Annotated in this window: 19 protein-coding genes; 6 read left to right on the top strand and 13 right to left on the bottom strand. The window is 40.6% G+C overall.

The window, feature by feature from the left end; genetic code table 11:
• Window positions 1–158 precede the first annotated feature (158 nt).
• The 9 genes from GSQ84_RS04610 to GSQ84_RS04570 form a co-directional block, all read right to left on the bottom strand.
• Window positions 159–1,139 (bottom strand): FecR family protein, encoded by a 981-nt coding sequence (locus GSQ84_RS04610; protein ID WP_158796097.1) that lies wholly within the window; start codon window positions 1,137–1,139, stop codon window positions 159–161.
• 177 nt (window positions 1,140–1,316) lie between these two features.
• Complete coding sequence (locus GSQ84_RS04605) at window positions 1,317–1,856, bottom strand: RNA polymerase sigma-70 factor (RefSeq protein ID WP_158796096.1); 540 nt, start codon at window positions 1,854–1,856, stop codon at window positions 1,317–1,319.
• A gap of 230 nt (window positions 1,857–2,086) precedes the next feature.
• Entirely contained in the window at window positions 2,087–4,900 is a 2,814-nt protein-coding gene (locus tag GSQ84_RS04600; protein WP_158796095.1) for a TonB-dependent receptor, read from the bottom strand.
• 13 nt (window positions 4,901–4,913) lie between these two features.
• The gene (locus GSQ84_RS04595; RefSeq protein ID WP_158796094.1) at window positions 4,914–5,717 is read right to left on the bottom strand and encodes a hypothetical protein; all 804 of its coding nucleotides are present in this window, start codon (window positions 5,715–5,717) and stop codon (window positions 4,914–4,916) included.
• 914 nt (window positions 5,718–6,631) lie between these two features.
• Entirely contained in the window at window positions 6,632–7,081 is a 450-nt protein-coding gene (locus GSQ84_RS04590; RefSeq protein WP_158796093.1) for a nuclear transport factor 2 family protein, read from the bottom strand.
• 152 nt (window positions 7,082–7,233) lie between these two features.
• Window positions 7,234–7,377, bottom strand: a complete 144-nt coding sequence (locus tag GSQ84_RS04585; protein WP_158796092.1) for a hypothetical protein — start codon at window positions 7,375–7,377, stop codon at window positions 7,234–7,236.
• A gap of 175 nt (window positions 7,378–7,552) precedes the next feature.
• Complete coding sequence (locus GSQ84_RS04580) at window positions 7,553–7,846, bottom strand: hypothetical protein (RefSeq protein WP_158796091.1); 294 nt, start codon at window positions 7,844–7,846, stop codon at window positions 7,553–7,555.
• Window positions 7,847–7,871: 25 nt separating this feature from the next.
• The gene (locus GSQ84_RS04575; RefSeq protein ID WP_158796090.1) at window positions 7,872–8,276 is read right to left on the bottom strand and encodes a hypothetical protein; all 405 of its coding nucleotides are present in this window, start codon (window positions 8,274–8,276) and stop codon (window positions 7,872–7,874) included.
• Between the two features lie 49 nt (window positions 8,277–8,325).
• The gene (locus GSQ84_RS04570) at window positions 8,326–8,478 is read right to left on the bottom strand and encodes a hypothetical protein (protein WP_158796089.1); all 153 of its coding nucleotides are present in this window, start codon (window positions 8,476–8,478) and stop codon (window positions 8,326–8,328) included.
• Between the two features lie 223 nt (window positions 8,479–8,701).
• Here GSQ84_RS04570 and GSQ84_RS04565 point away from each other — a divergent pair, with 223 nt between their 5' ends.
• A complete protein-coding gene (locus GSQ84_RS04565) occupies window positions 8,702–9,514 on the top strand; it encodes a sterol desaturase family protein (RefSeq protein ID WP_158796088.1) in 813 nt (270 codons plus the stop codon).
• A 336-nt stretch (window positions 9,515–9,850) separates the two neighbouring features.
• Here the strand turns inward: GSQ84_RS04565 and GSQ84_RS04560 are convergent, their stop codons facing one another.
• The 4 genes from GSQ84_RS04560 to GSQ84_RS04545 all read right to left on the bottom strand — a co-directional run bounded on the left by GSQ84_RS04560 (window position 9,851) and on the right by GSQ84_RS04545 (window position 17,117).
• Window positions 9,851–12,871, bottom strand: coding sequence for an efflux RND transporter permease subunit (locus GSQ84_RS04560; protein ID WP_158796087.1), 3,021 nt, complete (start codon window positions 12,869–12,871; stop codon window positions 9,851–9,853).
• Between the two features lie 2 nt (window positions 12,872–12,873).
• Complete coding sequence (locus GSQ84_RS04555; RefSeq protein WP_158796086.1) at window positions 12,874–13,809, bottom strand: efflux RND transporter periplasmic adaptor subunit; 936 nt, start codon at window positions 13,807–13,809, stop codon at window positions 12,874–12,876.
• Window positions 13,809–15,053, bottom strand: a complete 1,245-nt coding sequence (locus GSQ84_RS04550; RefSeq protein ID WP_158796085.1) for a TolC family protein — start codon at window positions 15,051–15,053, stop codon at window positions 13,809–13,811. Before GSQ84_RS04550 ends, GSQ84_RS04555 begins: the two co-directional genes overlap by 1 nt.
• A gap of 108 nt (window positions 15,054–15,161) precedes the next feature.
• The gene (locus GSQ84_RS04545; protein ID WP_158796084.1) at window positions 15,162–17,117 is read right to left on the bottom strand and encodes an LTA synthase family protein; all 1,956 of its coding nucleotides are present in this window, start codon (window positions 17,115–17,117) and stop codon (window positions 15,162–15,164) included.
• Window positions 17,118–17,401: 284 nt separating this feature from the next.
• Here GSQ84_RS04545 and GSQ84_RS04540 point away from each other — a divergent pair, with 284 nt between their 5' ends.
• From GSQ84_RS04540 to hutG, 5 genes are all read left to right on the top strand, one after another.
• On the top strand, window positions 17,402–17,911 hold the full coding sequence (locus tag GSQ84_RS04540; protein ID WP_158796083.1) for a MarR family winged helix-turn-helix transcriptional regulator: 510 nt from the start codon (window positions 17,402–17,404) through the stop codon (window positions 17,909–17,911).
• Complete coding sequence (hutH, locus tag GSQ84_RS04535; protein ID WP_158796082.1) at window positions 17,904–19,466, top strand: histidine ammonia-lyase; 1,563 nt, start codon at window positions 17,904–17,906, stop codon at window positions 19,464–19,466. Before GSQ84_RS04540 ends, hutH begins: the two co-directional genes overlap by 8 nt.
• Window positions 19,444–21,117, top strand: coding sequence for a urocanate hydratase (gene hutU, locus GSQ84_RS04530; RefSeq protein ID WP_158796081.1), 1,674 nt, complete (start codon window positions 19,444–19,446; stop codon window positions 21,115–21,117). Before hutH ends, hutU begins: the two co-directional genes overlap by 23 nt.
• Before the next feature lie 15 nt (window positions 21,118–21,132).
• Window positions 21,133–22,362 carry an imidazolonepropionase gene (gene hutI / locus GSQ84_RS04525; RefSeq protein ID WP_158796080.1) on the top strand — a complete coding sequence of 410 codons (1,230 nt, stop codon included), beginning with the start codon at window positions 21,133–21,135 and terminating at the stop codon, window positions 22,360–22,362.
• Between the two features lie 94 nt (window positions 22,363–22,456).
• Window positions 22,457–23,449, top strand: a complete 993-nt coding sequence (gene hutG, locus GSQ84_RS04520; RefSeq protein ID WP_158796079.1) for a formimidoylglutamase — start codon at window positions 22,457–22,459, stop codon at window positions 23,447–23,449.
• Window positions 23,450–23,546 lie beyond the last annotated feature (97 nt).

Genomic DNA, 23,546 nt, shown 5'->3' with positions numbered 1-23,546 from the left:
AGCCTCCTTCCAGGGAGGTCAAAACGATTTAGTAGAGCGATAGCTCTGAATTTAGTTGAGTGTGCTGAAATCACATTCAACTTTTTTTTTGAGTCGGTCTTACCGCATAGGCAATTTTGTTTAGGTTAGGTTTAGGTTAAGTTGAAAAAGGTTATCGTTTAATAAATGATATAATCATCCGCAGATTTTTTATAATGTGTGTCTGAAAGGCGGGTTACCGCATCCATGATCGTGGTAAATGATTGTTTATTGAATACCCCGGTAATTCTTTTCTGATTTTGGTCGCTATCGGCTACCTCGATTTTAATTCCATATTTATAACCTACTTTATAAGCGATCTCTTCGAGGGTAGCATTGTTAAAAATTAATTCTCCTTTTTGCCATGCAATAGACTCCGTTACATCTTTTACTGAATCTATAGTAAAATCAACCTTTTTGCTGTTCAGTACGGCACGTTGCTTTGGCAACAGCGTTACCACCTGATCACTGGATGAATCTTTAACCGCTACTTTTCCTGTGATTACAGTAACCGACATGCTTGACATCCGTGGATAGGCCATTACATTAAAAGATGTTCCCAATACACTGGTGACCATCTTCCCTGAATGAACAAGAAATGATTTTTTCGGATTATGGTGTATTTCAAAGAAAGCTTCCCCATCCAGATAAACTTCCCGTTTGCCACCAAAAGTTTTTGGAAAACGTAATTCACTGCCAGAGTTAAGCGTAACCTTACTTCCATCACTTAAATAGACTACCAGTGTTTTGCCCAATCCAGCTTTCCTTAAGCTATAGCTGCTGGTAAGCGGACTTGTATTTTTACCTGCTGTTAGCCAGATCATCATTGAACACATTCCAATGAGTACCGCTGCAACAGCACCTAACCAAATGCGTTTGGCAGATAGTGATTTAATGATGCTATTTGGAGAGGTAGACTTTTTATATATTTTATCCCAGTCTACATTCTCCTGATCTGGCATTGCCTGCACCTGATTCCAGAAATTTTCCATCTCCATATCAAGATCTGCTTCAGAATTTTCGCTTTTAAGCAATTCCAGCAGTTCCCTGATTTCCTTTTGACTCGCATCACCCGACGTGTACTTGTTAAAAAGAGTAGATATCCTGTTTTTTTCTTCCATATTTCTGGCTGATTTGTAGTAAAGACACACAACTCAGCCAAACAGACTAATGAAAACTTAAAAAAAATGAATTACATAACAGAAGATGCTCACATTTTTAAATAAATCAGATTTATACCTATATATATAAGGTATAAAAATAGATTACCAGAGAATAAATTAGAATTTGAAAATTAATTATAGCCAATTCATGAATATAAAAAACATTATAGCAGATTTTACCCCGTTTTTTATTAAAAAAGAGCGTACTACACCTACAGCTGTCAAATAATGGTTTTTAACTGTATTTTTAGACAGATTGAGCTGAACAGCTATCTCGTCATAACTTAACTCATCCTCTTTGCTAAGTTTAAAAACCAAACGTCTCTGAGGGGAAAGACTAGCTACCGCTTCATTGATCAGTTTATTATACTCAAACAGATTAAATTTAGTTTCAGCATTGTCACCATCTTTTGCAGCAATCCTGATCAGCTCCGTAGACATCTTCTCATTATAGGCGATTTTCCGGAGATAATTTAAAGAAAGGTGTTTGGCAATTTTAAATATATAACCATCTAAATTTTTAATTTCATCTAAATGGTCCCTTGCAACCCATATTTTAATAAAAATCTCCTGTGTAATCTCCTCCGCAACATACTCCGACTTTGAAATAGCAAGAACATAGGCATATATCCTGTTCTTGTAATTATCAAAAAGCCTATTGAAGTCATTATTCATGAATTTTGCAGTATAAAATTTGGTTTTTAATCTATTAAATTGATAGAATATATAAAATCAGTGTTAAATTACAATTAACCGATCATATTTTCAAGTATAATAATTAAAACATTTAATATTTATAATAAAGTCAAAAAACAACTTCACTTACTATTGATAACATCAAAAATTACAGTAAATACATACTTATATTGCAACTTTGATAAAAGGGCATTGATCCCACAGCTATATTAATAAAAACTACCGTCACCACGTCGTTTTAACTCTTTTCCTCTCTTTTTAGCGGTACCGTTCCATTTTTGCAGGTTTAAGCTAAAACTAAGCATTAAATATCTGCTTAGCCTATTACTATTGGTATCGGTATACCCGTTAGCGCTAATCACACGGGATATGAATTTATTCTGATTAAACAAGTCAAAAACCGCAAGCTTTAAAATACCATTCCTCTTTTTGAATAACTGCTGTTCAAGAAATGCATTTATCACCAATGGATTATTGGAAAGGGCCGAAGTGATGCCATTGATGTAATTTTTGTTTGCATTATAACCAAGTGTTAAAGTCCTGTCGCTCAGCAAGTGCACCTGGCCTTCGATACCTAATTTTAATATGGTGAATTTTGTATCTATTGCTGCAGGAAGAGAATTTTTTGATTTATCCAGTTCATAGGACACAAATGGGTTTATTTCAATGATGTCATTGGGCGAAATTCTGGGACCCAATTTTTCATAAAAACGCCAGTTACTGACTACGTTGAGATCGTTATTATTAAATGTTAAGGTATGGTCTTTTGCAACCCATCCATTTAAAGCCAGGGAATAACTACGATTTTCCAATTGTTTAGTTACGCTATAATTACCTAAAAAAGAATAGGTTCCATCTGTATTTACAAAACGCGTTTCAGTAATATAACTTTTAAGATCCGGTGAGTATTCCAGCACACTATTAGGCACAATCTGATTGTGATAAAAAACACTGCTTAGCTCCCCTGCCAGATTAATTTTATCATTGGGGATATAATTTTGATAGCTTAGCTGAACAGTATGCCGCACAAATGGTTTTAACAATGGATTACCAATAATTGGGTTCTGCGGGGAGGAATAATCAGGAACAGGCTGTATCTGGTAACCTGCAGGTTCATTCTGCATCCCTGAATAATTAAGTTGCATACCTTGCTCTAAAGACCAGTTGTATTGAACCCTGAACACCGGTAGCAGGTAGATGAAGTTTCTTTTAAGTAGTCCATCCTGGTTTACCCCGCTTTCCTTTAATGTAGAAGGATTTACCAGAATACCAACATTCAGCGCAAATTTCTTTTTTACCAGGTCATAATTCAGCCCAAAGCGGTAATCATTAAAACTATATCTGTAATTGTTGCTCAGTGAATCAATCCTGCCTGAAGTCTGATTGGCGGCGACATTATTGGTAGTCATGATATCATTAAATTGCTTGGCATTTACCTGGGCGGTAAGGTTAATACGGGATACAGGTGAAATCGGCTCCGTATAAGTCAGGCTTGTTTTATAATTACGGGTAGTAGTGCGCCTGTCTATAACTCTCCGTATGGTAGAATCTGAGACTAAATTTTGTAACGAATCTTTGGTGATAAAAGTTGAATTAGAATTACTTTGCTGATTCTTATTATTACCCAATACTTCCATTTGCACCGAAATATTTCTTCCCGGTTTGTCAAATACATGCTGATAAAATACCAGTGTATGAGTTGCAGGAATGGTACTTTTATCTGCCTGGCTTCCTTTCGAATTTTGATTGATTAACCCCGTCTGATCGTAGGTGAAGTTATTCATATTTAAACTTTTGTCATATTTTAGGGAAGGAGAAATTTTCAGTAGATTTGATTTGTCCGGGGACCACTCCAGATCCAGATCCAGCACGTGCTGCGTTTGTTTACTGTAACCTTCCGCATTACGCGTAAAAAGAGTAGACAAGGCATAATTGCCCGCATCAGCTGTGTTAAAAAATAAAGCACCCGAACTGTTATTCACTAGATTTACATTGGTTGTATTCAGGTTATAATTGGCATTAACCTGCACATGTTCACCCCAGTCATCTCTGTAATTTAAAGAGGCCACACCAGTTTTAGTAGTACCGCCGTTTGGTGCACTGAAATTAGCAGAACTATTGTCAATAGCTGCGGAGCTAATAGAAACTAAAGCGTTATTGTCAGAAACTCCATTGATAGATTGATTAAAACTTCCTATCAATCCCAATTGTTCATTACCATTAATATGCTGTGCAAACAACTGTTCATCATATCGGCTGTCGCCACCAGCACCAGCGGTCGGCCGTAAAATAGTCCCCACCGACCGATCTGGTTTCGTGGTGATATTCAGCACCTTTTTTGAGTCTTCCGTTTTAACACCTGTTTTTGCCGCCTGAAAACCATAATCATCAATCACCTGGATCTTTTCTACAATGTCTGCCGGAAGATTTTTAATAGCCAGCGCAACATCCCCGCCCGCATATTCTTTACCATTCAGCTTCGCATTGTCGAGTTTTTTCCCAAGATAGCTCACCGAATTATCTGAACCAACTTCAAATCCTTCCATTTTTTTCAGCAACTCATTGATATTGGCATTTTCCCTGATTTTATAATCCGCAGCGCGGTATTCCACAGTATCCGTTTTATACTTTATGGTAGGCGTACCATTGATCTTAACTTCCTTCAGCATGCCCACATCTTCTCCTAAAATCACAGGATCGAGAATTAGCTTTACCTGACTATCATTGAACAGATATTTTCTTACTGCTGCCTTATAGCCGATTGCCAGTATAGAAAGCGAGAAAACGGAGGATTTAACTGTGCTAAAAACAAATATTCCGTCTTCATTTGTCATTCCTGAGATAGAATCCTGACTAGAATGTAAAATAACCGAAGCGCCGGGCACAGGCGAGCCGGCGGCATCTGTTAGAAGACCGCTCACTTTATGGATAACAGGAATGACTGTCTTATTAGAGGTTGAAGCTTGCGCGCAGACCTTTAACGATCCTGTTAGCGCAAGAACAAGGATAAAAATCCCCTTCATTATTTATAAGACATCAAAGTAGAACTTTATACTGAGCCCAGAAATCAGTGGGACTATACAACACAACGTCACCAGGATCAACAGGTGGCGGTGGTGGCGGGCGCTGTCCGTCTTTAGGAGCTGCGGGCTGCTTGTAGCCATTTAATTTAATGTTATAATAAAATACCTTGCCCGCATGTAAAGCATCACCAAAATATTTTAAAGGTATTGCAAGCTCGTAAGTGTAAGATCTATAACTATCAAAGGTTGCCGCAGCTTTGATACCATATTCATTGTAAACAGAGATTAAAGTGTCTTTAATTTCTTTAAATCCATAAACTTCAATTTCTTTAGCTTTTGCTTTAAGTCGCTTATTGATCACTTGATTTAATGAATCTTCTAAAACCACTTTATGATCAGAATTGGTTATTAAGTTTATTATCGCATCGAAATGAACTGCCAATTCAGCACCAGGCTGATAGACAGGATAAGAAACGGTCTTGCTGGTTGCATTGATCTCCTTTTTAGCAGTATTAATTGAAAAGGTAATCCCACCCATGATAATTTTTCTCATCATCAATTGATCTGTAGCTTTGACCAGCAGGTATAAATATTTATCGTTATTTCCTACGCTGTAGTAGACATTTACGTTTTTATTGTAAGCTTTAAAATCTTTAGGCCAGTCTGATGACTTACCATCAACAGTTACATTTGGCAGAACCAAACCTCCGGTTTGCACTGCGGGTAATTTTTGCGCAAGAGCGATACTATTTATAAATAGCGCCATTAACAGCATTAATAAAGGTGCTCGCCGCGTTGGATGGTTATTTGTAGTCATACAGCAGGTATTTAAGGAGTTAAATTATAGATTACGAAAATTCAATGACGACAACAACCCTGTTTTACAAGGAGATAAGAATCTTAAAAAAAAACACTCTAGGTTTTATATTGATAAAACAGAAGGTAGAAAATAAGAGACTAAAATAATAGTAGCTATACTTCGGTAAATAGGAAATTCAAGCTATTAAAATTGGGACTTAAATCCAAAGATTTTAGGTGAGACCATAAAACCGAACCAATATTGGCGATTTTTAGAAAGAAATTAAGTTTCATAATCATAAGAGGCATTAATTACACCCCAAATTAAAAAATAAAAACGTAAGAACCAATATATTTAATAGTAAAATTGATTTTTTTCAATCATTTATTGTTATAAATTTAAAAATATTGAATTTTAAGATTTACTTATTTAAAATAAAACAAATATCATTCGGCATGCATCCTGCAAAATAAAAATTAGCTCTTTAAAATTCATTTTTCTGCTGATTCAATTTTTTCGCTTTTGACAAAAGCATCCGCATTTATCTTTGAATAGTATCCGCAAGCACGCCGGCAATCTTAGCGATATGTTTTGTGTCAATATCAATATTAAATTCATCTAAGAATGTGTTGATCTTAGCGGTATCGGCTATAGGAATAACTTTGATGAAAGCTTCTTTCCAATTAAAGTAACCATTTCGTTCTTCTTCCCCTTTTAAATCAAGGAGATTATCTAATGCCGTTGTTTTTTTTAAAACATCAGCATGGCCGAGATAAGTGCCATTTATTTCTCTAACGCATTTGTAAACCTGCTCGTTGGTCTTAGCCTAAAAAATGAGCCCTATCTTCGAATTAATCCATTTTCTAATCTTAAATATCAAGACATTCATAAATTGAATATCTTGATAATCAACTATGTAAATTACAAAGCATTTATGATTTGATCAGAGAAGCCGCCAGTTGCGGAAGCAATCCAATGGCGCCTGCTAAACCCATGGTATTGGGATAATCCCGGTAGTTGATGATTTTGCCGTCTTTAAACCGGATTACCGCTACAGAAGAAGCCACATTAAAAGAATGGCTTGTAGCATTATTCGTGCCTTTCAGGCTTAGTTCCAATAGGATGGTATCCGGGTCAGTACTTTGATAAATAACCGCATTTACCTGATGAAGTTTATATAATTTATTGATGTTGTGCAGCTGGCTTTTTTCACCAAACCGCTCAGCTATTTTTTCAATTCCCTCAAAACGGGACGGTGTATTCTCTAAAGCGAAGGGCATTTCTAATACTGCATCTTGCGCAAAACAGTTCACAAAATCGTCATAGTTCCTTGTTTCCAATGCTTTACGCACATCCTCAACTATTTCTATCGGCTTTTTCATATTTGCAATTCATTGATTTATGATTACAAAATTATGATCCTCGCGCAAAAATATACTTGACAAAAGGCAAGAAATACGGTGATTATAATTTTGTTTTTCGCCTGATGCAGCTCAACGTACTATCCGTTAAGTTGAGATAGGATGCGATATATTTAAGCGGTACACGGCGATAGAAGTTCATCACCAACGTATTTGCCATAGTAGGATACCAAAACCTTTCCCTGCTCGTCGATAATAAAACTGGCACCTGCTCTGTTAAAACTACCCCGTAAAAAAAAGGTTAATGCTTCGTTCATGATTTTTTTATTTTAATTTGAAAAAATGGACAGAAAGGATTTTAGAAACTCATTCATAAATATCAAAATCATAAAAAAATCACCCATTGAAGAAAAAATTAGTGAACAAAATGTTAAGTACGATTTCGAAACGGCCAGGCAAACGCGTTGGCATATAATTACCGTATAGGAGATCTTAAACCGTGGGTGCTAAACACTCACGGTTTTCCTGCTTCAGCATTTCCCTAAGGATCAACTGGACACACTTGTATTTTTGATTGTGGGCCGCGTGCTTATTTTTCCAGCCCATTGTTTCCATCAACAACTCGATAGGGAATTGCAAATAGAAAAGAGATTTAATGATCCACCTGCAATTGGTGGTTATATTTTGCAGGTAAGCTTCCATTTTCTGTTCATTGGTCTGTTCGGGATATATTTCAGTTTGGCCATGCGCTGGATGATAAATTATATCAGGAAATTTTAAAATCATTTCACTTTGATTAATGAAAGCTAGGCTAGTGTTTGGGGTATTTAACCTTTGCAAGTTTAAACGGGATTTTTTTGCTGTTCAAAAAATAATCACCGGTAATAAATGCTGGTGTTTCTTCGTAGGCATCCTGCATATTGTCCAGTATAAAATATGCCGGTTCGTTCTTGTTGACAGCCACAAATTTTAGGCGGTTCAGTTCATTTGCCACACCAGCGTCGGGTACAAAAACAAGCGGCTTAGTTTTCCCCAGCATAAAAAAATTCAGCGAACTGGCCCCGATATAGCCGTTGGCCAATATTAACTTAACGAGCCGGCCTTTAACCTTGCCCTTGTAGTTAACAGCATCATAAGCTTTAGGAACACCCTGGCACAATGTTTCAAAGGAAATCAGGCAAAGCCCCATAAGTACCAGCAAGCTGTTTTTTTTCATTGTATCGGTTAAAGCCATTTAGCTAACAATTATTTACGATGCCTTTTTTTCATTCTGCAATACGTCGATAGGGCACTTCCGAACTTACAAAATAAAATACACCTACATCCTGATTCTGGTCTGTTTTGCCGCCGTTATTTACTCCTGCCAAAACGCTAAGGGAAAAGCCGCACATGATAAAGGCAACACAACCTAGCCACATGGGTAAAGATGCAGTTAAAAAGACTTTTACAAATAAAATGGCTGCAGAAAATAATCTAGAGAGAAACTATTTCAATTAGAAATCTATTCCTTAAAAAGACTGGCCCTGGCGGTATTAAAATGTCATTAATTTTTGCAAATGCGCCTTCAACTATAGTATTTCTACAGAATTTAATGGTATCCTTGCTTAGAATTACTTTACAATTCCCTAATAAATATCCTTCATGAATACAATATCTTCCATGTTAAAAGATCATGGTACGATGATACAAATTATCTTATATCTTGTAGTTATCGTGAGCATCTGGGTAGCAGAATTTGCCGTCACTTTAAAGTCCCTTAAAGAAAAATGGCAGCATACCTGGGTAAACCTGATGTTTATCATTACAGCACTTCCGGTTCAGCTCATGCTTACCTTTTTTGTGATCTTTATTTCCGGATGGGTAACCCTTCATCACTGGGGAATATTGTATTTGATCCCCTATCACAATAACCTGTGGGTAAAATATATCTGTGGATTTTTCCTGATGGATTTTTTCGAATATGTTTACCATGTGATTATGCACAAAGCAGCTCCATTATGGAATTTCCACCTGGTACACCATACCGATCTGGAAATGGATGTATCCACTACAGTGAGGGAACATCCGGGAGAAACTTTTGTGAGGGTATGCTTCCAAATGGTGTGGGTATTTCTTGCCGGTGCTTCTATAGGTTTGCTTTTACTGAGACAAACCGTTCAAACTTTTGCCAACCTGATTGCACATACCCATTTGAAACTTCCGCGAAAAGTAGATAAGTTTTTCGGCATGTTATTTATCACCCCTAGTCTTCACCACGTACACCATCATTGGGAATTGCCTTATACCGATTGTAATTATGGCGATGTATTTAGCGTATGGGACAGGTTATTCGGAACTTTCAAAGAGATGAAAACTACAGAGATTAAATTTGGCCTGGATATCTATCAGGGATACTCTACCACAAAGTTCTTCGATCTGGTTAAATTCCCATTTGTCAAAAGGACCAAGCATTAGTCAAAAACAGCTTTTATCTTATTTAGATAACGAATATAGCTACTGCAGGAGCACTAGCGGTGGTGCTTTCGTTCGCCACAAAATAATAGAAAAATCGGTTTAAAATGAGGGGAAAGCAACATGTGGAAAGGATTTAGGGGCGGGTTGCTAAGGGGTTGGTAAGGATATTTGATCGTTTACCCTTAATGACCCCTTGCCAACCCCTTACCAACGCGCCCCCAGATGTAGCTTCACCGGCACTTGTCCATAAATTTTTTATTGCTTTAAAGCGAACCAATCTGCCGAAGTTATCCGTTGGCTTAGAGGTGCTCAATCTAATAGGATGATACTTTAAGACTATTTCTGATAGAACCTGCTTATCATACTTGGCAGGATAATCAGCAACAGCGGCATGGCTATGATAAAACCACCAATTACTGCAATCGCTAAAGGCTGATGCATTTGGGCACCTGCTCCAATCCCTAATGCAAGAGGCATCAATGCGGTAATGGCTCCCAAAGCAGTCATCAATTTAGGCCTTAACCGTGTCGATATTGCATAAACAATGGCTTCATCTGCTGTTTTATCCAGCAGTGATTCCTTAAACTGGAGAAAAGTGAAGATGGCGTTCTCCCCGATGATACCTACAATCATGATCAGTCCGGTATAACTTCCCACGTTTAAAGGCGTATGTGTAAGATATAACGCCATATAACTTCCTGAAATACCCAGCAGGGAAATCACCAGAATGATAAATGCAATTTTAAAATCTTTAAACAGGAACAGGATTACACTAAAGACCAGCAGACTTGATGTGATCAAAATGGTAAACAATTCACGGAAAGAATTTTGCTGCTCTGCATAAGCGCCTCCGTACTCGATATGATAACCGCCAGGCAGGTTAACAGACGACTGCACTTTTCTTTTGATATCGGCCATTACACTGCCCAAATCACGCGATTCAAGCCTTGCCGTTACAATACCTACCGACTGCAAATTTTCCCTGTTGATTTCTGCATCGCCGCTTTTAATCTTTACCTCTGCCAGATGCTGAATAGGGATCAAACCACCACCAGGTAAAAAAAGCTGCAGGTTCCCTACTTCGGCAAGGCCAAATTGTCTGCTGCCCGGATAAATCAACCGGATAGGTGTAAGCTGTTCTTTATCGTAAACATTACCGATCAGGTTTCCTTCCAAAGCGGTTTGCACTTGGAACTGGAAATCGCCCGGGGTAATGCCATATTGGGCCAGCAGCCTGAAATCGGGTTGTATGCTTAGTGATGGGCCTGCGAGTACAATACCATTAAAAACATCGGCAGTACCTGGTATTTTCTTTATTAAGGCTGTTACCTGTTTAGCTAAAACCTGCAATTTTTGCTGGTCGTTACCAAATACTTTCACTTCTATAGGCTGTGTGGAACTCATTAAATCACCCAGCATGTCCCCTATCACCTGTCCGAAATCTATTTTAAGCGCTGGTTGTGAAGCTTCAATCTGATGACGGATATCGCTGATCACCTCCTCGGTACTTTTTCCCCGGTCTGCTTTTAGCTGGATCAGGTAATCACCGGTATTAGGTTCTGTAATAAAAAATCCCATCTGCGCTCCTGTTCTTCTTGAATAGGCCTGCACCTCAGGTGTTTTTACCAGCAGTTTTTCTACCTCTCTCAGCATCCGGTCTGTTTCCTGTAAGGAAGTGCCGGGAGGCGAATTGTAATCCAGCACAATACTGCCTTCATCCATCTCCGGCAGGAAACCACTTTCCAATCGCGGCAGAATGACCACGATTAAAACAGCCAATACAAGCATGACGACATAACTGATCCAGGGTCTATGAATAAAAAAATATACCCATTGCTGCTGAGAGGCCTGATGTACCTCAGTACTTTTCACGGCATTAGCCGATGAATTTTTTGTCAACAGGAGATACACTACAGGCAAGCCGATCCAGGTAACAAAAAAAGAGCAGACCAGGGCAATGATCATCGTGTTGGTCATTACCTGGAAATAGGCACCCGCCACCCCTGTCATCAGTAAAAAGGGAATAAAAATAACGATAGTGCTGACTGATGATCCCAGCATGGCAGGAAACAGATAATCTATAGCTTTTTTCAGCAGGCTTATCGTGGGTTCTTCAGGATGCTCTTCATGTGTACGGTGAATTTGCTCTACCACTACAATGGCGTCATCGATGATTAAACCTATGGCCGCGGCAATTGCACCCAATGTCATGATGTTTAAAGAATAACCTACAGCATACAGTACGATCAGGGTTAAACATAAAGTAATGGGAATAGTAATCAGGATAACCAGACTAGCTTTTAAAGAACGGAGAAAAATGATGGCTACAACGATGGCAAGCGCCAAACCGATGAGTAAACTATCACTCACGCTTTTAACCGATTCCTCTACAAAATCTGCTTGTTTGTAATAGGGTTTAATGCTTACTCCTCTGGGCAGAATTTTCCTGAGTGCAATGATTTTTTCTTCCATTTGCACAGAAAGATCTACCAGGTTAGCGTTAGGCTGTTTAATTACTCCCAAAAGGATGGCGTCCCTTCCATTGGCATTGATCCGGGTGTAAGCTACCCCCTCCTGTATCTTTACTTCAGCAAGGTCTTTGACCCTGATGATCCTATTGCTCTTTTTACTGACAATCAGGTTTTCAAGATCGTCCTTAGTTCTTAGGGTAGCATCGGTAATGGATAGGTAGAGGTAGTGATAATCCGACAGGTAACCATTGGATTTAATAAAATTTGTTTGTGCAAGTGTGGCGCTCAATTGGGCGGGATTAATACCCAGGGCACTCATTTTATGCTGATCGAGCTGAATCCAGTACTCTTTGTCTTTGCCGCCGGTTACCCTGATCTCAGAAACACCCTCTACCTGTGATAAAAATGGTTTAATGGTATACGTAGCTAGTTTTTTAAGGGCTATGGGCGACTGTGTATTGCTTTCCAAAGTATAACCGCTTACCGGAAGAATTGCAGGGTTCATTTTTTCAACCGAAATATCCAACCCTGCGGGTAAAGTCGATCTGATTTTTTCTATCTGTGATTCTATCCGCTGCTGGCTCAGGTCGATATCTGCATTCCAGTTCATGTAAGCCGAAAGTTCACAGCTCCCGCGACTGGTAGTGCTTTTTACCACTTTCAAATCGGGCACCTGCTTAACGGCATTTTCCAGCGGACGCGTTACCGTGATCATCATCTGGTCTACGGGTTGCAGGTCTGCCTGGGCAATGATCTTTATTTTCGGAAAAGTGATTTCAGGGAACAGCGAGGTTTTTAATTGCTGATAAGAGAAAATCCCTCCCGCCAGGATAATCAGGAGAACTACAGTAAGCGGATTTTTATGGGAAATAAAAAAGTTCTTCATAACTACCTGATGATTTTAACCTTCGCCGTATCAGCCAATCCATAGTTACCTGTGCTGATCAGCCTGTCTTTAGCACTAAACACTGGAGACAAGATCTGCACAGACTTTTCATTTTCCATTCCTTTTTTGACAATGGTTTTTACTGCTGTAGAATCGTTGATCATCTTCATCACCCAAAATTCATCTTCAGTTTCATTGGTCAGCACAGCCGATTTGGGCAGTAGTTGTGTATTGGAAGCCGCAGATTTGACCATTCTTACCTTTCCGATCAGGTTTTCAGGAATAGGATGCGTGGCGTTAACTTTCAGGATTAGCTTCTGGGTTTGTGCCAGTGTATCTACGGAAGGTAAAGCAGCAGATACAGTTCCCTTTAGTTTTTCACCGTCAGGCAAAGTAATGTCAAGAATCTGGTTTTGTAATGCCAGTCCCCTCATTTCATAAGGCAGGTCCAGCAGGAAAACCAGGCTGGACTGGTTGCTGATCACTGCCAGCGCTTCCCCATCCTGTACATAATCCCCTTTTTGATGGCTAACCAGGGTAACGAAGCCATTTTTTTCTGCCCTGATCGTAGAAATACCAGAAAATTTAAATCCCGGATCCAGCTGATTGATATCATTGCCAATCGCGCGCGCTTCTTTGGTAATTAGCCTGAATAAGATCTGGTTATTTTTAACAAAGGTACCGGGCTGTACAGATGAGCTCTGGATGTAGCCGTTGGTGTTGGCTTTTACATAACTTTTTTCCTGATAAGCAGCAGAAGCACTGAGCACAATATCGTCAGACAGCGAACCAGTGCTTACATAACTCACCTTAACAGGAGTTTGCGGAACAGCCGTTACATCATCATCGGCCGTAGCGGAGCCGCTCTGGCAGGAAGTCAGTAATCCGATGAACAGGCCATAAACAATCAGCAATGCAGGGGTTAAAATTTTATTCATTATCGGTTCCAGTAATTCAGCTGGTTAACCAGCTTTAAGCGGTTTATGTTTGTTTGTCTCAACAGGTTTTGTGCAGACAGGTAGTTATTAATGGCAATGATAAAATCAGCTATTCTGATATCGCCGGTCTGCAGCAAACGGCTGTCTACCTGGATCAGGCTTTTGGTAAATTTGATCTGTTCGCTCACCTGCTGGTACAACCCGTTCTGATCAGCGATCTGCTGCCGGATCAGCGCCAGTTGTTGTGCCTGCTGGTTCACAAAGAAATCCCTGTAGGTACTCGAAGTACGCTGTGCTATGGTCAGCTTATTCAGCAGCATTTTCTTCTGGTGCCCGTCATAAATAGGTACTGAAACTGTAAAGCCCACACTGGTACCAAAGTTCCGGTAAGGCTGATAGACAAAGGAAGAATTGTAGCCGCCATTGGCGTAAATACCGGCTTTGGGTTTATAGGAAAAATCAATTGACCTTCTCTGATTTTCGATCTTTGCACTATCAATTCCAAAACGGCGGATAAAAAAGGTATTTTCCGTCAAGGTTGATGGCTGAAGAATTGGTTCTTCCAGGGGATGGGCTACAGTATCAAGGATACCGGTGAGGTAATTCAGGGTAGAATAATCATTTTTCAATTGCAGCCCGGCCTGTTTCCATTGCAGCTGCTGTTGCTGTAGGGTAACCAGGAAAGTAAGGTAATCTACCTGTTTGTAGACATTGGATCGCGTTAGCTTTTTTAATACCTGCTCTTCATTTTTCAGCAATTCATACACTTCGAGATTAAACGAAGCCTGCAGCTGACTGGCAAAGGCAGTAATATATTGATCGGCAATAGCTTTTTGAAGATCCAGTACAGACAGTCCCGCGGCAAATTTCAGTGAATCAGATTGTAACCTGATGCCCTCCAGCTGGTTGTTGATATTCCGCTTACTGGCGATGTTATAATTTACGTTCAGAAGGGCTTCCAGCGATTGTCCGTTGGTTAATACCTTATCATAACCATACCCATTCACCACTGGCGCATACATACCTGCAGAACTTGCGGTAACCTGTGGAAGATAACCTGCTTTTATCCGCATACTATCAATACGGTTGGATTGCTGCTGATTACGGTAATCTTTTAATAAAGGACTGCGTTTTACCCCTTCATCTAAAAAGTAATTGAGATTTCTTACCGGTAGTTGTGCTTTAAGCTGATAACTGCCTGCAAAAAAGAAAAGGAGAAGGTAGTACTTTTTAAATTGTCCCATTAAAAGATCCCAGTTCAATCAACTATACATTATTTAATTTCCAGCGTAAACATAAAGCTAATATCAAATTAAAAAAATCCATTGCTTCTCTAATTTCAATTTCCCTAATTACTGATGCATTCCTCCATCCTTAAACAGATCATAGGCTGATTGATAATAAGCAACGGCCATGTCTACCACTGAAGAAGGAAGTTTAGCAGGTAACTGTTCATTTTTCAGTTTATTATACAGAAAGGTTTTATTTTTTTGCTGTGGCCCTAAAATCACCAGGCTATTTTGCTGCAAATAGGCTAATTTCTGATAGGTGCCCAATAATGCGCGCGGATGATAAGCAGGATCAAGTACGTTCTGCCCATAAAGATTACTTTCATAGGTCCAGCCCAGTAATTTAAACAAGGTAGGGTAAATATCTATTTGTGAACAAAGAGGGCTGATTTCCATTTGATTGTGCTCGGGCAGGTTGACAATAATGGCGGGAATATGGTATTTGCTGATATCTATCTCATCTTTCCCGGCGCTGCTGGCGCAATGATCGGCCACAATGATTACCACTGTATTTTTATACCATGGTTTGGTACTCATTTTCTTTAGAAATTCACCAATTGCATAATCTGTATAACGAACAGCTCCTTCCCTTCCGCTGCCCGAAGCTTCTTTTACTTTCCCTGAAGGATAAGTAAAAGGACGGTGATTGGAGGTGGTCATGATAAAACTGTAAAAAGGTTTTCCAGATTTATATTGGGCATCTGAACCCTTGATCACTACATCGAACAGATCTTCATCGCTGATACCCCAGGCATTTTCAAAATGCACCTGGCTGTCCTGAATAATTGTTCTTTTGGTTTTATAAGTATCATCAAACTTTAGATTTCTGCCACGGTCGGTGATATCGAACCCGTTACTGCCAAAGTATTCATTCATGTTATCAAAATACCCGTCTCCGCCATAGTAAAAAGTTCTGCTATAACCTGCTTTCTGGAAAATACGCCCCACTGTATTCAGGTGTTCATTTCCCTGTCTTCTAACAATACTGCTGCCAGGCGTTGGCGGGGCCGATAATGTCAGCGCTTCCATCCCCCTCACTGTTCTTGTGCCGGTAGCATATAAATTGGTAAACAGCACATTATGGCTTGCCAAAGAATCTAGTACAGGAGTAAGTCCCTGTTTATTTCCAAAGTGCGCCAGAAATTCTCCACTGAGACTTTCTACCGTGATCATGATCACATTAGGCTTATACACTTTTCCGGTATTGGTAATTTGTCTTTTAATTGAATTTTCCTGACTAAGGAATGAACTATTTGGTGTTTTTAATTCCTCTCTGATCAGCTGAAAAGCTTTTGCTTTGGGAATGGTGGTATAAAAATCATTATAACTCAGTTCATTGTTTTTAAAAGCTGCAAAAAAGGAATAAATACCTGCTTTTGATAATTCATCCTGGTAACGGTTATTACTGTAATCTGCTTTTGAATTAGACAGGAAAAAACCATAAAGAAGTGTCAGGATCAGTAAAGAACCGGTAACCATTAGCCGCCCGCCAAATGTAGAAACAGATTGAAACGCATGTTTAAATACCTTTCTTTTTGCAAACATATAGATAACCAGCGCCACCAGCAGCAGCACCCCGCCAATCAGCAGTGGTAAAGGATAAGATTCATTGATATTGTGGATCACCTCGTAAGTGTAGATCAGGTAATCAACTGCTATAAAATTAAAACGGCTCTCAAATTCCTGCCAGAAAGTAAGCTCTGCAAAAAAAGAGAAAAAGGTGATAAAAAGGATGATGGAGAGCCATGCATAAGTGACTATCCTGTTGGTAATGGTATCGGTATATTTTTGAGGAAGCAATAACAGGTAAAAGCTGAACAGCGTGCCCAGGAATAAGGCGACGCCGAAATCATAAACAAAACCCACCAAAAACAATTGGATAACGGAAAGAAAACTAAAATCTGCTTTAGGAATTGAAACCATCAGTAATCCAAAGCGGATTAAAAAAGAGGCAGCAATAAAAACTGCAAAAAAAGAAAATAAGACATTATATCTGCCTTTAAAAATTGACTGAAGCATGGTTTAGTTGTTCAAACTGCAATATTAAACTGCAATTCTGTTTCAATTCTGTAGGCCATTCTAAATTTCCAGGCATGAAATTTCAATTCCCGATTATCCAGTAAAATGTAATTTAAAAGATGATGACAAGTATATCCTGTGTAAATGCAATTCTGGATGAATGAAATACTTGATGCATGCAGAAGCAGACATATTGATCTTCATTCGTTCCAACTTTTAGAAGACAAATGATACAATTATCAAATAATATATAAGACCTTATATAATTACTTATATATTTAGCCATGAATTATTACCAGTCATTAGGATACTTAGTTTTAGGTAGTCGTTTAAAACGGCTCAGTGAAGTTTTTCTTTCAGAGATTAACAAAGCTTACCGCGCAGAAGGGATTGTTTTTGAAACAACCTGGTTCCCGGTGTTCTACTTGTTATCAGAAAACAATTCATTATCCATACAGGAATTGTGCGAACAGATTGAAGTTACCCATCCCGCTGCCAGTCAGCTGATTTCCAATTTAAAAAGCAAAGGATTGGTTGCAGCGACAACCAGCAAGGAAGATGCACGCAAGCAGCTGATCAAACTGACACCCGAAGGGAAAAAGCTGTTAAAAAAAATACTCCCGGTATGGGACGCTATCCGTGAAACGATGGAAGAAGTAGCCGGAGGCGGATCTGAAAGCCATGCCATTTTAAATACGTTAACTACCCTGGAAGAGGCTTTCAAGTCAACCAATATTGTTAAAAGCATTACAGAAAAAATTCATCAGCCCATTAATACTACAGTTCATGAATAATACTTTTTTATACGGCACAGACCATCTGACCATTGGTATTTGCCTGGATATCGCCAGTGGTAAAACACAGGGCATTATCGGACCCGAAGCTGCAGAAGCCATTCGGACTTCTAAAGAAGAGGTCACTAAGATTGTGCACAGCCAGCAGCCTGTGTATGGCGTAAATACCGGTTTTGGGCCAATGTGTGATACCCATATTTCTGAAAAAGACACGTCTCAGTTACAGATCAACATCCTAAAAAGCCATAGTGTAGGCGTTGGCAAGCCCATACCGGCAGAGATTGCAAAGATCATGATGATCACTAAAGTACATGCGCTGGCACAGGGTTATTCGGGTATATCCCCACAAACCCTGGAACGCATTATCTGGTTTATAGATCATGATGTAATTCCACTGGTACCCGAGAAAGGTTCAGTAGGCGCATCAGGAGATCTTGCCCCCCTGTCACATCTTTTTCTTCCATTGATTGGTTTGGGGCAGGTGTTTCACAAGGGAGCCCAGTTATCATCGGCCCATGTACTGGAAGAATATGGGCTGGTTCCGTTGGCACTAGGCCCAAAAGAAGGTCTGGCGCTAATCAATGGCACGCAGTTTATCCTGGCCTTTGCCGTAAAAGCAGTACAGCGTTTAGGCAATTCACTAGATATAGCCGATTTAATCGGAGCCATGTCACTGGAAGGCTTAACCGGCTCTAAACGCCCTTTTGATAAACGCCTTCATCAGTTAAGGCCTTATAAAGGCACTAAATTAGTAGCACAGCGCTTATCAGCTTTGCTGGAAGGATCTGAAATTGGAACCTCACATATTAACTGCAGCCGTGTGCAGGACCCCTATTCTATCCGCTGTATGCCGCAGGTACATGGTGCCTCACGTAATGCCTGGCTGCACCTGAAAGAACTGACTGAAATAGAGCTCAATTCAGTGACTGATAACCCCATTATTTTTAGTGCAGAAGATACCATCAGCGGAGGAAATTTCCATGGTCAGCCGCTGGCTATGGCACTGGATTATGTAACCGTAGCTGCTGCTGAGCTGGGCAACATTGCCGACCGACGCTGTTACCTGATGAATGAGGGTAGATATGATCTGCCTAAACTGCTGATTGCCGATGCTGGTTTAAACTCCGGTTTGATGATCCCACAATATACTACCGCTGCATTGGTTACTGAGAATAAAACCCTCTGTTTTCCTGCAAGTGCAGATAGCGTTCCTACCTCGCTTGGGCAGGAAGACCATGTTTCTATGGGTTCTATCAGCGGAAGAAAATTACATCAGGTGATAGATAACCTGGAATATATACAGGCTATTGAATTGTTATATGCTTCGCAGGCTATAGAATTCCGGAGACCTCTGCAGTCGGCCCCTGTTATTGAAGCCTGTCACCAGCTGGTTAGACAACATGTACCACCGATTACCGAAGACCGCATTTTTTCTGACGACATCAATCAGCTGCATCAGCTGATCTGCGATGGAACGCTACTGGCCCTTGCTGAAGAAACCGCTATACTGAACCACATAAACCTGACTAAAGATGAAGAATTCAGCATTTATTGATACTTACGCCAAACATCCTGTATATAAAGCGCCAAGAGGTTTGGAGTTACATGCCAAAAGCTGGCAGACTGAAGCAGTGCTGCGCATGCTGCTAAACAACCTTGACGGACAGGTAGCAGAAAATCCTGAAGAACTGGTAGTATATGGAGGTATTGGTCAGGCGGCGCGTAACCCCGAAGCCCTTCGCAAGATCATCGAGATCCTGCTGGAACTTGATGAACATCATTCCCTCCTTGTTCAATCAGGTAAACCAGTAGGTATCATCAGGAGCCATCCTGAAGCTCCGCGCGTATTGATTGCCAATAGCAATCTCGTACCTGCATGGGCAAACTGGGAGCATTTTAATGAGCTGCGCAGTAAAGGACTGATGATGTACGGACAAATGACAGCAGGCAGCTGGATTTATATTGGCACACAGGGAATTTTACAGGGTACGTATGAAACATTTGTAGAATGCGGGCGTCAGCATTTTGACAATGACCTGGCCGGAAAGGTCATTGTGAGTGCTGGCATTGGCGGTATGGGAGGTGCACAGCCTTTAGCAGCGACCATGGCAGGCGGTATTTTCCTGGGTGCGGATATAGATGCTTCAAGGATACAGAAAAGAGTAGACACACAATATATAGACCGGATTACACATTCTTATGATGAAGCTATCCAATGGGTTAAAGAGGCTAAAGAAAAGAAAGAACCTTTGTCTGTAGGGTTAGTTAGTGATGCAGGCGACCTGTTGAAGCGATTAATTGCCGACCAGTTTATTCCTGATATCCTAACCGATCAGACCTCGGCACATGATCCGCTGAACGGGTATATTCCCAATGGATTATCGCTTTCAGCAGCTGCTGATTTAAGAAAGGCCGATCCTGAAACTTATAAAAAACTATCCTTAAGCAGTATGGCCCGCCATGTAGGCTACATGCTTGAATTGCAAAAACTAGGTGCCATAACTTTTGATTATGGCAATAACCTCAGAGAGTTTGCCAGACAGGGAGGAGAAAAAGATGCTTTTAATTTCCCTGGTTTTACACCGGCCTACATCAGACCGCTTTTTTGTGAAGGCAAGGGGCCCTTTAGATGGGTAGCCTTGTCTGGTGATCCTGAAGATATTTATATTACCGACCGTGCGCTAATGGAAGCTTTTCCTGAGAACAGCCACCTGATCAACTGGTTGCAAAAGGCACAGGAAAAGGTGAGCTTCCAGGGCCTGCCTGCAAGGATCTGCTGGCTGGGCATGGGCGAACGTGAAAAAGCAGGATTATTGTTCAATGAACTGGTAGCCAGCGGTAAAGTTAAAGGACCAATAGTGATTGGCAGAGATCATCTGGATTGCGGATCTGTAGCCTCTCCAAACAGGGAAACCGAGTCGATGAAGGATGGTTCTGATGCGGTTTCCGACTGGCCCCTGCTTAATTTGATGGCCAATACTTCTGGTGGGGCTACCTGGGTTTCTTTCCATCATGGAGGAGGCGTAGGCATGGGTTATTCTCAGCATGCGGGTATGGTTGTGGTAGCGGATGGAACAGCAAGGGCAGCTTCCTGCATTAGCCGTGTGTTATATAATGATCCTGCTATGGGTATTTTCCGCCATGCAGATGCGGGTTATGAGCAGGCAGAGCATTGGGCAGATAAGTTTGGTTTAGCGATAAAATAATTCACAAGACTTGAGATGAAAAAATTAATCGGACCATTTGCAGAAATCATACCGCTAACTGGTTTAGCTACCGGCGGAGCTATAAATGATAGTCGGCTTCAGATCATCAATCATGGGGGCGTGATCGTTGAAAACGGATTAATTCTTCAGACTGGTAATTTTGAAGAATTAAAGGCTCTCTATCCTGCCCTGCCTCTAGAAGAGATTATAGAGGAAAGTGTGTTAATTCCTGGTTTTGTAGATTGCCATACCCATATCTGCTTCGCAGGAAGCAGGGCTAAAGATTACAGTCTTCGTATACAAGGTAAGTCTTATCTTGAGATTGCAAAAAGCGGTGGCGGTATCTGGGATTCTGTTACGCAAACTCGTTTGGCAGGTGAAGATTTGCTGACCAGTCTTTTATTGAAAAGGGTCCAGCGGCATTTAACTGAAGGCGTCACCACGATTGAAGTTAAAAGCGGATATGGCTTAAACCTGGATAATGAGCTTAAACAATTAAGAACAATTGCAAAAGTAAATGGCCAGACCGCTGCAGATCTTATACCTACCTGCCTGGCTGCACATTTGCTACCGAAAGATTTTAAAGGTTCAGCAATGGACTACCTCAATGACGTGATAGAAAATTTGCTGCCTGTGATCAAAGCAGAGCAGCTGGCCGGTCGCGTGGATATTTTTATTGAAGAGAGTGCATTTGATGTTCCGGCAGCGCTGCATTATCTGATGGCGGCAAAGGCGATGGGCTTTCAGCTTACTGTTCATGCCGACCAGTTTACTACCGGTGGCCTGGAAGTTGCCGTACAAACAGGCGCTTTATCAGCAGATCATCTGGAAGCTTCCGGAACTCAGGAGATCGGCCTGATCAGCGGATCTGATACCGTAGCCGTTGTACTTCCTGGTGCTTCTCTGGGATTGGGCATGTCTTATGCACCGGCAAGGAAATTACTGGATGCAGGTGCCTGTGTAGCCATTGCCAGCGATTGGAATCCCGGATCAGCGCCTATGGGCGATTTATTGATGCAGGCGGCTGTAATGAGTGCGTCAGAAAAACTCAGCACAGCTGAAGTATTTGCCGGGATAACTTTCAGGGCAGCAAGAGCTTTAGGGCTTCATGACCGTGGTAAACTGGAAACCGGAATGAAAGCTGATATGCAAGCTTATCCCTGCAGTGATTACCGGGAGATAGTATACCACCAGGGAAAAATGAAACCATATACAGTATGGAAAAGTGGAGTTCAGATCAGTTAAGATTATCAATTAAGGCAATCGAACGGTTATAGCGAACAATTAGAAAGTCTTTAAAAATAGAACTCGATTTTAGTGAATTTACAAACGTAAAAATATGGCTGTTATCAACCCTGAATTTTATAATAAAACCCCCGAAGCTACCTGGAAGGGACGCAATGATGGAACTGATCCCGCATCTCAGCGGTGGCATCAGCGGATTGTTACTGTAGATCTCTTAGAAGAAACTATTCCAATTTTACAAACCGGGCAAAAAGGAATTGCCCTGATAGGTTTTGCCTGTGATGAAGGTGTAAAACGTAACGGCGGACGTACAGGGGCAAAAGATGCTCCTTTACATTTCCGGATGGCCTCTGGCAGTTTACCTGTACATTTTAACGAAGAAACACTGTTTGTAGACCTGGGAGATATAACCTGTGATACGGAAGCTATGGAGGAAGCCCAGCAAGCATTGGCCGATCTGGTTACCGCAGCATTGGGTAAAGGTTATCTTCCGCTGGTAATTGGCGGAGGACATGAGGTTGCTTACGGACATTTCTCAGGAATAAACAACCATATCAATTCTTCAGCTACGATTGGCATCATTAATTTTGATGCACATTTCGATCTGCGTGAGCCTGCTGAAAAAGGCACTAATTCTGGCACCGGCTTCCTGCAAATAGCTCATGACTGCAAAGATCTGGGAATAGAATTTCGCTATCTTCCCATCGGGATTCAGCGGAACAGTAACACCAAGCTATTGTTTAATAGAGCTTTATCGCTAAACGTCAATCACATTTCTGCGGAGCTGTTTAGTCCTTCCCGGGAAAAAGAAATCTTTAGCCGGATAAAAGAATTTATCGAAGGATCAACCCATGTTTATTTGACGATCTGTATGGATGTATTTTCGTCTGCTGCGGCTCCCGGTGTAAGCGCCCCTGCTTATTCAGGTATTTTCCCTGATCCTTTTTTCTTTAGCTGCCTGACAGCGATTATCAGCTCTGGTAAAGTAATCAGCATGGACATTGCAGAATATAACCCGGCTTATGATACAGACCAGCGTACTGCAAAGTTAGCAGCAGCACTGGCCTTTAGCATGATCAGCAATTAGCATTTGGCAGGATCAGTCAAAATGTTCAATAAGATCAGTAACTAGCATTCCTCACAGTAGATCAGTAAGTAGCATTCCTCACGGTAGATCATCAATT

The organism is Pedobacter sp. L105 (assembly GCF_009765875.1).
GTDB lineage: Bacteria > Bacteroidota > Bacteroidia > Sphingobacteriales > Sphingobacteriaceae > Pedobacter.
This window is presented reverse-complemented; position numbering and strand designations above follow the sequence as displayed.